Raw genomic sequence first — 14,799 nt, 5'->3', positions numbered from 1 at the left:
AGATCCGGGAGGAAAGAAACCATGAATAGAGCAAACGGGCAGATACAGCCCCAGAACACAGATGAAGCCTGGGCTAAATTACAGGAGAAGCTGGAAGACGAGCCGGTCAATCCGGTGTGGGCTACATGGGGCAAGCAAGAGACTCCTATAGAGGAACAGACTGTCGAGGCTGATAGATCAGATAGAACAGAACCGGAAGCAGATGTTGTGCTTCAGGCAGCTAAGGCGGATAACCTTGCAGCAGCGGAGCCAGTGCATAATACAGGGCGGAAGTCACGCCGGCCTATGATGAGCCGCAGCCGCAAGTGGGCCGCTGCGGCAGCAGGCGTAGCGATTTTCGCAGCAATTCTGGCTACTCCGGTAGGGAATACAGCCATGGCAGCCTTGCTGAACCAGTTCAAGATGCAGGAGGCTACTGTTGTTGAAGAAGGCGATCTGCGGGATATGTTCTATCAGATAATTCAGAATGGCAATGGCAATATTGAGCAATCCCTTGAGGCCTTCGGTGACGTCTCCATCGCCAATGGTGAGATGAAGGAGAATGTTCCGCTCAAGGACATCCAAGGCTTGCTGGGCTACGAGCCGCTGAAGGGGTCCGTTATGGATTCAGTCAAGTTTGTTCAGGTCAGCGGGTCCCATGATATCACACTGAACCTGAAGGTGGATGAAGTGAACAAGGCACTGAAACGCCTGGGCTCGGACAATCTGCTGCCTGCATCTGTAGATGGCAAGCCGATTACGCTTCATATCCCCGAGCAGGTGAACTACGATCTGGGCAGCGATCAGCACTGGGGAGCCTTGTCACAGATGAACACACCTGTCGTTACCGTAGATCCTTCTGTGGATCTGGACGAAGCGATTGATGCCGTTGTGAACTTCCCGCTGATTCCCGACAATCTGCGAAGCAGTCTGCAGAAGAGCCGGATTTTGTCCGGCGATCTGCCGATGCCGCTGATTAAGGGCAATCATGATGAACAGATTACGGTGGCTGGTACGCCGGTCATTCTTACTGAAATGAAGTTCAGTAACGGCAACAGCTATACGGCTGTCTGGGTGCAGAAGGGGCAGCTTCTGCAGCTTAGCGGCGGAGATATCTATCCTGAGCGCGAGCAGTTCATTCAGAAGGTACAGGAGTTGATCACACAATGAGCAGTATCCCTGCGATTGATGCGAACGCCTTGACCAAAGCTTATCCGAACGGGCGCGGTTGCCGGGATGTTACCTTGACTGTGGGGAAAGGGGAAGCCTTCGGCTTCCTCGGCCCCAATGGTGCCGGCAAGAGTACTTTTGTCAAAATGCTGGTTGGACTCATCTCACCCACAGGCGGCCATGCTTCCATACTGGGCCATCCGCTGGGCTCTATGGAAGCCAAAATGAAAATTGGCTATCTGCCGGAGCTGTACCGCTACCAGGATTGGCTGACCGGTGAAGAGGTGGTCAGGCTTCATGCCAAGCTGTGCCGGATTCCGAAATCCGTCATGGATCAGAGAATCCCTCAGCTCCTGCAGGAGGTAGGTATCGGGCTGCGCGGAAGGGACCGGGTTAAGCATTATTCCAAGGGAATGCAGCAGCGGCTGGGTCTTGCGTGTGCGCTGGTGAATGACCCGGAGATTCTGTTCCTGGATGAACCCTCTTCAGCCCTTGATCCCATCGGGAGAATGGAAGTGCGGAAGATTCTGCAGCGGCTGAAGGACCGGGGAATTACTATTTTTCTCAACTCTCATTTACTTGAGGATGTTGAAGTGCTGTGCGACCGGATGGCTCTGCTGAGTAACGGAGCGGTCCTGCGGCACGGCAAAGTAGCGGAGATGCTGAACAAACGGACAAGCTGGCATTTCAAAGTGGGCGGATACACGCCTTTTTTGCTGTCCTGGCTTAATGAGCATACAGGGCTATCCATCCGGGAATCCGTGCCTGCGGCGGGTAAATCGGGCTATGATCCGGCACAGGAGGAGTCAGATTCAAGCGTCGTGTGGCTGGAGGCGGAGCTGGATCATGAGGAGCAGGCAGGCTGGCTGAACGGGCTGATGGTGGAGCAAGGGATGACGCTGTACCAGGTAAGCCGCCAGACTGAACGGCTGGAGGACTGGTTCATGGATGCGGTAGCCGGGCTCAGTCATAGGGGGGAGAAGGAATGAGAACCATATTAGCAATGACCTGGAAAGAAATGCTGCGCAAAAAAGTGATGCTGCTAACCCTCCTGCTTACCCTGGTGTTCCTGATTGCCTTCTGGTTTGTGGCCGATACCGTAGGAACGAACGATCAAGGGGCCGGAACGCTGGGAAATGGCAGCGGGTTGTTCATGCAGTACATGAACGGCGCTTTTATTCTGAGTCTGGGCTTCTTCTTCGGCGCGTTCGTTATTGCCTTTCTGGCGATCTTCAGCTCTTTCTCGGTGATTGCTGGTGAAGCGGAGCAGGGGGTCATGCAGGCTCTGTTACCCCGGCCGCTGCCGCGCTGGAAATGGTATCTTGGCCGCTGGCTGGGCTTTGTCACGCTGGGAACGATCTATGCCCTCATTCTGTTCACTGCAATTCTGCTGATTACAAGTGCCCACGCGAATGTTCCCAGAGATGCAGTCGTGCTTGCGAAGTCATTCCTGCTGTTCGCCTCTGTAGTTCCCTTGTTAATCTCCGTATCCATGCTGGGTTCAGGACTATTCTCGGCGCTTGGCAACGGTGTGTTCATGACAATGCTCTACGGGGCGGGATTTCTCGGAGGGATGGTAGATAAGCTTAGCGGTTCGCTGAGACTGGAGGAGGACGGACTCAAGGTGCTGAATAATCTGACCGGAATGATCTCGATGATTATGCCCGCAGATACCTTGCAGCGCCGGATGACTGTCGAGCTGTTCAGCTTACAGGATATGAATGGTATGTTATCGATGGATAACGGGGCACTTAGTCTGATGAATTTCAATTCATTTCCGTCTAATACCTTTGTCGTATACGCTGCGATCTACACTGTGGTTATCTTTGGGCTGGGGCTTCTGCGCTTTCAGCGTAAGGATCTGTAGGAATCGACCATGCTTATTATAAAATCAAACAAAGCAGCGCCCCGAAGGTTCCTGTTCAGGAGCTTCAAGGGCGCTGCTTCGCGTGCCGTGCGGAAATCATTTGGTCACGCCGATCTCGATCCAATCCGTAGACCAGTTACCGATTTCTCCAAGAATGGGAGCCAGGGCCGTACCTTTATCGGTTAACGAATATTCAATTCGTACGGGCATCTCAGGATATACAGTGCGCTGTATGATCCCCTCAGTCTCCATTTCCTTTAATCGGTCTGACAAGACCTTGCCGCTAAGGTTGGACAAGCAATGCTCAATTTCACCGAACCGCCGCGGACCATCCATCAGGACGAACACGATCAGGGCGACCCAACGCTTACTCAGCACATCCACAGCTTTCTCAAACCGGGGGCACATCTCAAAATCATTCATAAGGATCACCTCAGCATTCATTATATCATAAACTTACAATAAGTAATTATAAATATTTAAATATATATTATAACTTGACGAAGTTATATTACAATGATAAACTAACTTACAAATAGTTACTATGTAGAAAATAAAATATCAAAATTTAAAGCGAAGTGGATTCTTTTCACAGCAAGTTTGCATAATGGAATCGAAGAAGCTTATGCTATCAAACTTTTAGGACGGTGCTCTTATGATCAACCCAGATATCCTATCTATACTACAGAACAAAATCAGCCGGATTCCTATGGAAAACTCCACGAATATATTGGTCGGACCTATTACCCTGCCTGTCAATCTGGACGGGGAGACGATCACCTTCAAATGGTACAGCTGGCTGAATGTGACGGACGAAGAGCTTCAGCGCGCTGAAGGCAAGGAGGCTACCGAGCTGCTCATCAGCCGGTTGTCATCGATGAAGCTTGCGGATGGACAGCAGTCCAGTGTCCTGGTCTACGGAGATTTCGAGCATTCGGAGGAAGCGCTGATCCGGATGCACAGCATTTGCCATACCGGGGATATCTTCGGCAGCAAGCGCTGCGATTGCGGCTTCCAGCTGCACCAGTCGATGAAGATGATTGCCCAGCATGGCGCCGGGGCCCTCTTTTATCTGGCGAATCATGAAGGAAGAGGCATTGGCTTGTTCAGCAAAGCAATGGCATATCTTCTTCAGGAAGAAGGGTATGATACGGTAGAGGCCAATCTGGAGCTTGGGTTCGCCGATGATTCCAGAGATTACACAGATGCGATCAGCGTGCTTCAGCATTTGCGCAGCCATCCTGTGACTCTGATCACCAACAATCCGAAGAAGCTGGAAGCACTACGGGCTGCCGGAATGAATACAGTGAAGCGGGTGCCGCTATGGGGCGACGTATCGGCCTTCAATGAGAAGTACCTGCGGACCAAGGTGGCCCGTTCCGGACATCTGGAGGCTGTGCCGGGTGCAGAGTTTTTTGAGGGAAGAGTGGCTAAATAAGCAGGCTGGACGGATATGCATCCGTTCCATTATAATGGGGTACTGAACCCAATACTTAGCTTAGTGAGGTAACCTATGAATGCTATACAAGTGCAGGACTTGCGCAAGACCTTCAAAGTCCAAAAAAACCGCGAGGGCCTCAAAGGGGCCTTCGCTGATTTGTTTAAGCGGCAATATTCCGAAGTAACAGCAGTGAAGGACATCTCGTTCAGCATTCCCGAAGGTGAAATCTGCGGATATATTGGGGAGAACGGGGCAGGGAAGTCTACTACGATCAAAATGCTTACCGGAATTCTTGTCCCTACCGCCGGCAGTCTGACTGTCGGCGGTTTCGTGCCGTACGAGGAGCGCGAGAAGTTCGTGCAGAACATTGGCGTTGTCTTCGGTCAGCGGAGCCAGCTCTGGTGGGATATCGGTGTGATTGAGTCGTTCCAGCTACTGCGCAAGGTATACCGCGTGTCCGAGCAGGACTTCAAAAAACGGCTGGATGAGCTGGTGGAACGCCTGGAGCTTCAGGATCTGCTGAACCGTCCGGTCCGGAAGCTGAGTCTGGGGCAGCGGATGCGCTGCGAGCTGGTGGCGGCACTGCTGCACAATCCGTCCATTCTGTTCCTGGATGAGCCGACGATTGGGCTGGATATTGTCGTGAAGTCGGAGATCCGCGAATTCCTGAAGGATATGAACCGGGAGCATGGCACAACCATCCTGCTGACGACTCATGATCTGCAGGATATCGAAGCGCTCTGTTCCCGGGTCATCATGCTGGATGACGGGCGGATTATCTATGACGGAGGTCTGGATGACCTGAAGCAGCGCTGGGGAACCGGGCGTGAGGTGCAGTTCCAGTTCGGAACAGCCACGAAGCTGCAGCAGCTGATCGGCTGGACGGAAGGCATGCCGGTGACCTGGACCGCAGAGAATGAGCTGGCGGCCAAGGTCTGGATTCCACTGGAGCTGAATGTATCGGATGTGCTGGGCCGGGTCGTCGGACAGGCCGATATTACAGACATCAAAATCATCGAAACAAATACGGATGACATCGTCCGCAGTATTTATCAGTCAGGCTCGGCAGAGAAGCCGGAGGAGCGGATCGCCGCTCTCAGCGATGAGAAAGAGGTTATCCATGTCTGAGAAGCTGGCAACGGCAGTTCCCTCCTCCGGAGGTTCTCGGGGCGGTTCCGGGGAGAATGGGCGGAGGCTGCTGCTTGGCGCTTATTTTGATTTTATCCGTATCCGGTTCCTGACGATGCTTGCTTACCGGGTGAATTACTATTCGGGGATTCTGATCTACACGCTCAATATCGGGGTGAACTATTTCACCTGGAGAGCGATCTATGGCGATGGTGAATCGCTCGGCGGCTTTACCGGGGCGCAGATGACCACGTATGTGGCGGTGTCCTGGATGGCGCGTGCCTTCTACTTCAATAATCTGGACCGGGAGATCTCCACGGATATCCGTGACGGAAGCATCGCGATCCAGTTCATCCGGCCTTATAATTATGTTCTGGTCAAAATGATGCAGGGCCTCGGCGAAGGCCTGTTCCGCTTCATGATGCTGATGATCCCGGGCATGGTGATTGCCATTCTGCTGTTTCCGGTACAGCTTCCTACGGAGCCTTCGGCTTGGGCCGGGTTCCTGGTCATGCTGTTCTTCAGCTTCCTGATCAGCTCGCAGATTAATATTATCACAGGCCTGTCTGCCTTCTTCGTGGAGAACAATGAGGGGATGATGCGCATGAAGCGTGTGGTCGTCGATCTGTTCTCGGGGCTGATTGTGCCGATTACCTTATTCCCGGACTGGTTGTCCTCCGTGCTTAAGGTACTTCCCTTCCAAGCGATTACCTATCTGCCGGGCTCAGTATTTACAGGCCGGGTGCAGGGGGTAGGCATCTGGAATGTGCTGGGTATCCAGGTCATCTGGTTCCTGATTCTGCTCATTCCGATTGTCTGGCTAAATCACGCAGCGCGTCAGCGGCTGTTCGTGCAGGGGGGTTAAGCTGAGCTATGTACTACCTGGACTTATTGATTGAATACCTGAAGAATTATATGAAAACACGGTTAACCTACCGCGCGGATTTCTGGGTGGAGGTCATCTCCGACCTGCTGTTCCAGGCGACGAACTTTATCTTCATCCTGGTCATCTTCATGCATACTGACAGCCTGGGCGGCTGGAATCAGAACGAAGTGGTGTTCGTCTACGGCTTCTTCATGGTTCCGTTCGGCGTGTTCAGCTGCTTCGTCAATATGTGGGGCTTCAGTGAGCGGTATATTGTCAAAGGCGAAATGGACCGCATCCTGACCCGTCCGGCGCATAACCTGTTCCAGATCTTCCTGGAGAATGTGGACCCGCCATCCCTGTTCGGCTCCTTCATCGGGCTGATTGTGATGGCGATCAGCGGCAGCAATCTGGGCCTGCCGTTTGAATGGTGGACCCTGCCGATGCTGATTCTTCTGACGCTCAGCGCTGTAGCCATTTATACAGGGATCTATACGACACTGACCTCGTTGTCGTTCTATTCGGATGCGCCTACAGGCATTCTGCCGCTGATGTATAACATCCAGACGTACGGACGTTATCCGGTAACGATCTACAACCGGGCGATTCAGGTGCTGCTTACCTGGATCATCCCGTTTGCTTTTGTCGGGATATATCCGGCAGCCTTGTTCCTGCACCGCGATGAGATGCGGACGATGGCGCTGCTGACCCCGCTGGTCGGCGTGGTCTTCCTCAGCATCGGCCTGATGGCCTGGAGCTTCGGCGTCAAGCGGTACAAGGGTGCCGGTTCTTAAGAGAATGGAATGAAATAGATATACAGTGAGGGTTGTCCCGCAGCTTCTGAATTGGCTGCCGGGGCAGCCCTCTTTGTCAATAAAATAACAGCAATCGCTATCCGCAGGATGTTCGCTTTCAAGTGAAACGTACTATCCAGATGCTCGGAAAATGCTACTTATCTAAATGCTGAAAGCGCATAATAAGAGAAGAGAGGTACAGCATTCTAATAGGGAAAGAAGGATGGGACAGAATGGATAAATACATAGTCGGCATTGACCTGGGCGGAACCAATATCAAGGCAGGCCTTTTTGATAAGCATTTCACAGCCCTGGAGGAGTTGTCGATACCCACAGAAGCGCAGAAGGGTCCGGCACATGTGCTGGAGCGGATCAGGCTTGCTGTTACACAGCTATGTGCAGGAAGCGGAATTTACGAGTCGCAGATTGCCTGTATGGGAATGGGAATCCCTGGTCTGCTCGACCCGGAGGAGGGCCTGTCGGTCTTCTCACCGAATTTTCCCGGCTGGGAGCAGGTCCATGTGGTCAACGAAATGAAGCCTTACTACGACTTCGAGGTCTACATAGATAATGATGTGCGGGTTAATCTCTACGGAGAATGGCACCATGGTGCCGGACAAGGGCATAAGCATCTGATACTACTCACACTCGGGACCGGTCTCGGCTCCGGGATGGTTCATGACGGCAAGGTGCTGTATGGGACAACCTTCAGCGCTGGTGAAATCGGACATATGAATATGTTCCGGCAGGGACGGCCCTGCCGCTGCGGAAGCTCTGGATGCCTGGGGCGGTATGTATCTGCGGTGGGGATGGTGAATACCTTCAAGGAGAAGCTGGAGGCTGGGAGGGTTAGCCTGATTCAGACCTGGACCGGGCAGATCCAGAAGCAGATCACGGCGCAGATGATCTCAGAGGCTTATGATGTTGGAGACCCCTTGGCCATTGAGGTTATGCATGAGACGGGGGAGCTGTTGGGATACGGGCTGGCGAATGTGATCAATCTGCTGAACCCGGAGCTGATTATTATCGGGGGCGGCATGGCCGCAGCAGGAGACCGTCTCCTGAACAGTGTCCGCGATACTGTAAATGCCCATGCGCTGAAGCTGTCCGCAAGCCGGTGCCGGATTGTTCAGGCTGAACTGGGCAGCCGTGCAGGTACGCTGGGTGCGGCTGTATATGCTTATCAGAAACAGAAGCATGTACAACTAGACCATTCTAATTGAGCAGAAATTTGAGTGCGGCTGGCCGCACCCGCCTGATGCAAAACTATTGATTTTCAATAATTCACCATATGTCCATATAAAAGCCCGGAATCGACATTAATCGTCAAATTAACCCAATGAATATAGTAACATACAGGCGATATACTGATAACAGTGCAGATAACTGGAATATATATCCTCCTCTTCTAAGGAAGCTGCTTGGATGATCCGGTTCTTCCACACTGCGAATTATAATCACGGGCAGATTGAATGAACTGTTAGCAGGTTGCTAAAGGTATTCATGCGTTCGATAAGGAGCCGTTCATGTTATGAATCTCGTAATTGGGGGCAATGGCGGTCTGGGCCATTCTATCACACAAGAATTACTGTCGCGGGGCAAGCTAGTGACGGCTACATACCACCATTCTAGTCAGGCTCTGCGCAGGCTGAAGGGGCCGCTGCTAACCCTGACGGAAGTAGATGTAAGGAATGAGAAGGTTCTGGCTGAAGCGCTGAATGGTGTGACAACCGTCTATTTCTGTCTTAATGTACCGTATCAGGATTGGTACTCTGTCATGCCAGAGGCGCTGCAGCGGGTAACCCGCCAGCTTAAGTCTGGCCAGACGCTGGTATTTCCGGGCAATATCTACGGTTACGGCAAGCTCCAATATCTTCCGGCGGATGAACGCCATCCGAAGGAGGCACGAACCCGCAAGGGGAAGCTGCGGAATCAACTGGAGGAGCTGCTGAAGACGGAGGCTGAACGGCGGGGATTCCGTTACGTGATTCCGCGATATCCGAATTACTACGGTCCCAATGTCACGAACCGCTTATTCGGACCGATCTTCAGCGGAGCCCTCCAGGCGAAGACGATTAAGTGGCCGGTGAAGCTGGACGTTCCGCATGATCTGGTCTATATCCGGGATGCGGCCAGAGCAGCTGTATTGCTGGCGGAGAGCGGTGAGCAGGGGGAGTGGCATGTGTCCGGCTCCGGAGCTATTGAGGGGCGGCAATTTCTGATGAATATCCACCATGCGGCTGGCAGTCCGGGAAAGTGCTGTGCGGTGCCGAGCTGGGCAGTCGGATTAGCCGGTGTGTTCAATAAGGAAATAAGCGAATTCCATGAGCTTCTATACGAATTCGAGTATCCGCTTCTGCTGAATGATAATAAATTCATGATGCGGTTCCCCGAATACAATCCGACATCGTATAAGAGGGCCATTAGGGAAACCATAGAATGGTTCCGTGAAGAGCTGGGTTAGCGGATGAAGCCAAGGGAAATGAGCAGCAGTGCTTTTTCATGACAAGCTTGCAGAATTGTACGCCGTCCCGGGTAGCATGATATGCTATAGGCAGTAATACACGGGAGGTAATATGATGACACGTGACATACAACATATGCCTTATGGCTATGAACCGCCAGCCAGTGAGCGCAAGGGAACGCTGATCTTCTATGATTCGTTCGAGCATATATCGGATATGGAGCTGCTTAAGGCGGCGGAGACGGCAGTGGAACGCAAGTTCACGAAGCTGGTGCTCTACCCGCTGCATGAAGAAACCGTCCGGCGGATGACGAAGGAGCCGGTGAAGGCCTGGTATAAGCGGGATGACCGCCTGCATGCGTGGAAAAAAGAGCAGGGACAGTCCTTCATCACCGTAGAGAGCCTCGAAGGTAAGCGTAAGAAGTATACCCCGCTGGATTCGGCACTGCGTCATATCAGCGACATTTACCCCGCGCCGTATTTTCTCTATCTGACTCCAGATATGGCGAATCTGTTCGCCTCCTTCTCCTCCTTCGAGGAGTGGATCGTCAAGCTGCGTCTGCTGCTCTCCGAAGCGCCGGCTGAGGTCAATCCGCGCCTCGAGAAGTTCCGTCACCGCTGGGATGTGGCAGGCAGGGAACGCTGAACGGGCTACACCTTAGTCCGTCTCATTCCGGCAGGCGCTTCCCAGGGCCTGATTCTTAATATGGATGGGGGCGCAGGCCAGCCAAGCCTTGACAGTAGTGTTCTACTGCTGCAAGGACTGGCTGGCCTGTTCTGTGAAATGGACTAGAGATACTCGAAAATCCTCGATTATGTACGGTTTGGTCTTTCTTCCTCCGCACTGCATATTCCTATAAACGGAACACATAATCCCGTATCGGGACAAAACCCCGGGCTATCAGCGCATAAAGCTTTGGCAAAATCAGGATTCCGTCGGCTTAGGAATTTGAAATAGCAGACAATCTCATGATTGCGGACAGGCAAACTGTTCAGCTGGAAAGAGATCGGAACCTTCGTGTTTACATGCCGATAAAACAAACCGTTCTTGGTAAACGGCGGCGGATACGCATTAGCCGGCAAAGTCGGAATAATGTCATGGACGTTGACAATACGAAAACTGTTTTTTACCGTTTGGTTGAAAAAGGAAGAAAATTTCGGGTCTGCGACACGCGGACTGCCGTATGAATACACGACAGGATGTTTAAATCCGGTGTTCACCGCAATATCCAAAGCAGTCAATACGGTTAAAGCCCCTCCCAGACTGTGGCCTGCAATCAACAGTCTTTTATTCTTAGAAAGTTTGTTCAATTCCTCGATCAATTCGTCTCTTGCCGATTGATAAATACATGTAAAACCGCGATGGGTTTTTCCGGCATTTCTGACAAATGGAAAGGGAACTTGATACAAGTCCTGGTCTGACTCATTGTCCTTAAATGTTCGTGTTCCTCTGAAAATTATTATGACATTATCTTTCGACTCCGCGAGAAATCCGAATACTTCTTCCTCCGGCTGTTCGACACCTGCAAGCGCTAGAATGTTGAATCGAAGGGTATAACCTTGCGGCAGAACTACCTTTTCCTTCTCAAAAAGCCGGTAAGCCTGATTGATCATGGCCGCAAGCAATATCGCGTCTTCGTTGCTGTACAAGCCTGGAATTTTCAAAACTGCAACTCCTCCTTAATATTCAAGGATTCGAACTCTAGCATCCTTGAAACGGAAAGCACATGCCGGTATCAGGACAGAACCCCGGATTTTCGTCGCATAACGCTTTGGCGAATTTGGGATTCTTTTGACTGAGCTTGTTAAAATAGCAGGCAATCGAGTCGTTGCGCGGCACATTGTTCAGTTGAAAAGAGATGGGTACCTTCGTTTTTACATGCCTATAAGTAATTCCTCTCTTTGTAAAAGGAGGCGGATACCTTCGGGCCGGGAAAGTCGGGAAAGAGTCATGAATGTTGACGATTCGCACACTGTTTTTAATCGTACTGTTAAAGCGGGAAACGAAGTTGGGGTCTCCGATGCGAGGACTGCCGTACGTATAGACGAACGGATGCTTGAACCTGGTGTTTACTGCAATATCCAAAGCGGCCAGCGTGGCCAAAGCCCCACCGTAGTTGTGGCCGGTAATATACAGCCTTTTAGCTGTCGAAAGCTTGTTTAATTCACGGATTAAGTTGTTTCGGGTTGATCGATACAAACATGTAAAGCCACGAGAGGTTTTCCCCCCGCTTCGGACGAAAGGATATGGGGTCAGAAAGATGTCATATGAGGCAAGAAGGTCTGCCGGATACGAAGCGTATCCTCTAAATGCAACAACGATTTGATCCCGCGACACGGCGATAAAGCCGAATACGAGCTCCGTAGGGTTCTCAACGTCGGCAAAAGCGCGGATCGTAAATCGAAGCTTAAAGCCTTCCGGCAAGACAAGCTTTCCCTCAAAAAAGAACGGGTAGGTCTGATAGCTCATCGCAGAGAGAAATATGGCTGTTTTGCTATCAAAAACAGGCGGTTTGTGAGCGAAAACCATCTGTATACCTCCTTTCCGCATGAGAGATTATTCTTCGTCTTCTTCCTAAGCTTGAACAATCCGTGAGGTTGACTTGGCCAGATTGTTAAGGGTTCTTGATTATTAATATGAAACCTATCTCTAAATGATGATGTCACCGACTGGCGAAATGCGAAAATACCATACAGAAACTGCGCGATTCGCTTTTGAATTTGTTTTCTGGAGGTTCGCCGACAGTTTACCGTAAATATACGCTAAGCTCCTACCAAAATTTAAAATTATTATCCATTGACAGGAGGAGTTTTTTTGTGGTTTTATTATGTAGACCAATTGTTATAATGGTTGGATCGTCAAGATAAGGAAGTGTAGAGCTTGTCGAACAAGCCTAATGCACGCGAAGCCATTGTGGATACGGCTTCCAGGTTGTTTTTTACACAGGGGTACCATGCTACCGGACTGAATCAGATCATTAAAGACAGCGAATCGCCCAAGGGTTCCTTGTATTATTATTTTCCCCACGGCAAAGAGGAGCTGGCCCTGACCTGCATTAACCGGACTAGTGAAGAGGTAGCCCGTTTATTGCGCCATTATATGGAGAGTGAAGCGGTGCCGGCTCAGGCTGTGCAGAATTTCATCATGTCTATGGCAAATGAGGCGGAGAAATCCTCTTTTGAAGGACTGGTTCCGTTCAGCTTCTGGGTAGCCGTGGAGACCTCCTGTGTCAGCCATGAGCTGCGCACTGCTTGCCAGTGTGTCTTCAGGGATTGGCAGGATATTATTGCGAAGCGTCTGATCCGGGAGGGGGTACAGGAGGAAACGGCAGAGTGCAAAGCTTCGGTGGTGGTCTCCTTGTTCGAGGGGGCGCTGCTGCAGGCGTTGACCTGCAGAAATATTCAACCGCTGGAAGCAGCAGCAGAGTGCATTCCGGCAATACTGGCTTAACCGAATTACGCAAGACCATAGAGAGATATACACATATACCAGGAGGATACGAGAGTGAATGCAACTATGACTGACAAGGGTTCAAGTAAGCCCCGGCAATTCAAGACTTTACCCATTCTGATCTCCCTGCTGATTGCCGGCTTCATCGGCATGTTCAGTGAGACCGCCCTAAATGTAGCTTTAAGTGATCTTATGAATGTCCTGCAAATTACACCATCGACGGCGCAGTGGCTGACTACTGCCTATCTGCTGACGCTGGGCATTCTGGTTCCGATCTCAGGGATGCTGCTGCAGTGGTTCACCACAAGACAGTTGTTCGTCGCTGCCCTATGCTTCTCTATTCTGGGCACGTTCCTTGCGGCGATGTCGCCGAATTTCGAGTTTCTGCTCACTGCGAGAGTGGTGCAGGCGATGGGAACCGCGCTGCTTCTGCCGTTGATGTTCAATACGATTCTAATCATCATTCCCGCTGAGAAAAGAGGGGCGGCGATGGGACTTATCGGCTTGGTAATCATGGTAGCTCCAGCGATTGGACCTACGATTGCCGGTCTGCTGATTGAGAGCCTGAGCTGGCACTGGATCTTCTGGCTGTCCCTGCCGTTCCTGGTAATGGCTCTAATTAGCGGAATTCTCTTCATGCAGAACGTCACGGAAGTGACGAAGCCTAAGATTGATGTCCTGTCCATTATTCTGTCCTCCTTCGGCTTCGGCGGTATTGTCTACGGCTTCAGCAGTGCCGGTGAAGCGGAAGGCTGGGGAAGTCCGAAGGTTATTATCGCCATCGTGATCGGTGCGATTGCCCTTATTCTGTTCTGTATCCGCCAGTTGACGATGAAGCAGCCTATGATTGATCTGCGCGCCTTCAAGTTCCCGATGTTCGTGGTTGGGGTACTGATGGTCTTCATCTGTATGATGGTTATTCTCTCCTCGATGCTGATTCTTCCTATGTATCTGCAGCAGGGACAAGGGTATTCAGCCTTCAAGGCAGGATTACTGCTGCTGCCGGGCGGAATCATCAACGGGCTGATGTCGCCGGTCATGGGACGTCTGTTCGACAAATACGGTCCGAAATGGCTGGTTATCCCAGGGCTGGCGCTCGTCGCCGTATCCTTGTGGTTCTTCTCGGGAATTACAGCTACTTCGACCGTTGTCTTCGTGATCGTGCTTCACAGTGTGCTGATGATCGGAATCTCCATGATTATGATGCCTGCACAGACGAATGGTATCAATCAGCTTCCGCTGGAATACTATCCGCATGGTACAGCCATTATGAATACACTTCAGCAGGTAGCGGGTGCGATTGGTACAGCGCTGGCGGTAAGCATCATGACCTCCGGCTCCAAAAGCTACATGCAGACCGTCACTAACCCGGCTGATCCGCTGAACATCGGCGCTGCCTTCACTCATGGAGTGCAGAATGCCTTCATCTTCGGGATGGTCATGGCTATTATAGGTCTGGTGATTGCGTTCTTCCTTAAGCGTGTCATCGTATCGCACAAGACTCAGGCTTCGATGCATTAATTATCATGGAATTGAATAAGAACCTCTCCTTGCTAAAATGGGCAACCATTTGGCGGGAGAGGTTTTTTTGTGCGTGTTAATGTATGGAGGCGGATGTCGGAAAGGCTGGACTTCATTTG

General features: G+C 51.4%; 15 protein-coding genes. 12 read left to right on the top strand and 3 right to left on the bottom strand.

Annotation, left to right across the window (positions count from 1 at the left end):
• The first annotated feature begins 21 nt into the window (after nucleotides 1-21).
• From C173_RS22670 to C173_RS22660, 3 genes are read left to right on the top strand one after another with little or no spacing between them, the layout of a single operon-like run.
• On the top strand, nucleotides 22-1,149 hold the full coding sequence (locus tag C173_RS22670) for a hypothetical protein (protein WP_036728817.1): 1,128 nt from the start codon (nucleotides 22-24) through the stop codon (nucleotides 1,147-1,149).
• Nucleotides 1,146-2,138, top strand: a complete 993-nt coding sequence (locus C173_RS22665) for an ABC transporter ATP-binding protein (protein WP_036728814.1) — start codon at nucleotides 1,146-1,148, stop codon at nucleotides 2,136-2,138. Before C173_RS22670 ends, C173_RS22665 begins: the two co-directional genes overlap by 4 nt.
• A complete protein-coding gene (locus C173_RS22660; protein ID WP_036728812.1) occupies nucleotides 2,135-3,016 on the top strand; it encodes an ABC transporter permease subunit in 882 nt (293 codons plus the stop codon). The genes C173_RS22665 and C173_RS22660 overlap by 4 nt, the downstream gene beginning before the upstream one ends.
• A gap of 96 nt (nucleotides 3,017-3,112) precedes the next feature.
• Here C173_RS22660 and C173_RS22655 read toward each other — a convergent pair whose 3' ends face one another.
• A complete protein-coding gene (locus C173_RS22655) occupies nucleotides 3,113-3,439 on the bottom strand; it encodes a winged helix-turn-helix transcriptional regulator (protein ID WP_036728810.1) in 327 nt (108 codons plus the stop codon).
• A 232-nt stretch (nucleotides 3,440-3,671) separates the two neighbouring features.
• Between C173_RS22655 and C173_RS22650 the strand changes: the two genes are divergently transcribed.
• The 7 genes from C173_RS22650 (at nucleotide 3,672) to C173_RS22620 (ending at nucleotide 10,354) form a co-directional block, all read left to right on the top strand.
• Nucleotides 3,672-4,454 carry a GTP cyclohydrolase II gene (locus C173_RS22650; protein WP_036728807.1) on the top strand — a complete coding sequence of 261 codons (783 nt, stop codon included), beginning with the start codon at nucleotides 3,672-3,674 and terminating at the stop codon, nucleotides 4,452-4,454.
• 75 nt (nucleotides 4,455-4,529) lie between these two features.
• Nucleotides 4,530-5,585, top strand: coding sequence for an ABC transporter ATP-binding protein (locus C173_RS22645; RefSeq protein WP_036728804.1), 1,056 nt, complete (start codon nucleotides 4,530-4,532; stop codon nucleotides 5,583-5,585).
• Between the two features lie 70 nt (nucleotides 5,586-5,655).
• Nucleotides 5,656-6,450 carry an ABC transporter permease gene (locus C173_RS22640; RefSeq protein ID WP_036730060.1) on the top strand — a complete coding sequence of 265 codons (795 nt, stop codon included), beginning with the start codon at nucleotides 5,656-5,658 and terminating at the stop codon, nucleotides 6,448-6,450.
• A gap of 8 nt (nucleotides 6,451-6,458) precedes the next feature.
• A complete protein-coding gene (locus C173_RS22635) occupies nucleotides 6,459-7,244 on the top strand; it encodes an ABC transporter permease (RefSeq protein ID WP_036728802.1) in 786 nt (261 codons plus the stop codon).
• Nucleotides 7,245-7,477: 233 nt separating this feature from the next.
• Nucleotides 7,478-8,467 (top strand): ROK family protein, encoded by a 990-nt coding sequence (locus C173_RS22630; protein WP_036728799.1) that lies wholly within the window; start codon nucleotides 7,478-7,480, stop codon nucleotides 8,465-8,467.
• 308 nt (nucleotides 8,468-8,775) lie between these two features.
• The gene (locus C173_RS22625) at nucleotides 8,776-9,708 is read left to right on the top strand and encodes an NAD-dependent epimerase/dehydratase family protein (RefSeq protein ID WP_036728796.1); all 933 of its coding nucleotides are present in this window, start codon (nucleotides 8,776-8,778) and stop codon (nucleotides 9,706-9,708) included.
• A gap of 115 nt (nucleotides 9,709-9,823) precedes the next feature.
• Nucleotides 9,824-10,354 carry a hypothetical protein gene (locus C173_RS22620; RefSeq protein WP_036728794.1) on the top strand — a complete coding sequence of 177 codons (531 nt, stop codon included), beginning with the start codon at nucleotides 9,824-9,826 and terminating at the stop codon, nucleotides 10,352-10,354.
• Between the two features lie 167 nt (nucleotides 10,355-10,521).
• Here C173_RS22620 and C173_RS22615 read toward each other — a convergent pair whose 3' ends face one another.
• Nucleotides 10,522-11,322, bottom strand: a complete 801-nt coding sequence (locus C173_RS22615; RefSeq protein WP_051478376.1) for a lipase family protein — start codon at nucleotides 11,320-11,322, stop codon at nucleotides 10,522-10,524.
• An 88-nt stretch (nucleotides 11,323-11,410) separates the two neighbouring features.
• Nucleotides 11,411-12,238: a lipase family protein gene (locus tag C173_RS22610; protein ID WP_036728788.1), complete on the bottom strand. Its 828-nt coding sequence runs from the start codon at nucleotides 12,236-12,238 to the stop codon at nucleotides 11,411-11,413.
• Nucleotides 12,239-12,589: 351 nt separating this feature from the next.
• Between C173_RS22610 and C173_RS22605 the strand changes: the two genes are divergently transcribed.
• Nucleotides 12,590-13,159: a TetR/AcrR family transcriptional regulator gene (locus C173_RS22605; RefSeq protein ID WP_036728785.1), complete on the top strand. Its 570-nt coding sequence runs from the start codon at nucleotides 12,590-12,592 to the stop codon at nucleotides 13,157-13,159.
• Between the two features lie 66 nt (nucleotides 13,160-13,225).
• On the top strand, nucleotides 13,226-14,680 hold the full coding sequence (locus tag C173_RS22600; RefSeq protein ID WP_036730057.1) for a DHA2 family efflux MFS transporter permease subunit: 1,455 nt from the start codon (nucleotides 13,226-13,228) through the stop codon (nucleotides 14,678-14,680).
• The last annotated feature ends 119 nt before the right edge of the window (nucleotides 14,681-14,799 follow it).

Origin of the sequence: Paenibacillus sp. FSL R7-277 (assembly GCF_000517965.1) — a bacterium.
Classification (GTDB): domain Bacteria; phylum Bacillota; class Bacilli; order Paenibacillales; family Paenibacillaceae; genus Paenibacillus_AQ; species Paenibacillus_AQ silagei.
Note: the sequence above shows the minus strand (reverse complement) of the source record. Positions and strands in the feature narration are given on the sequence as shown.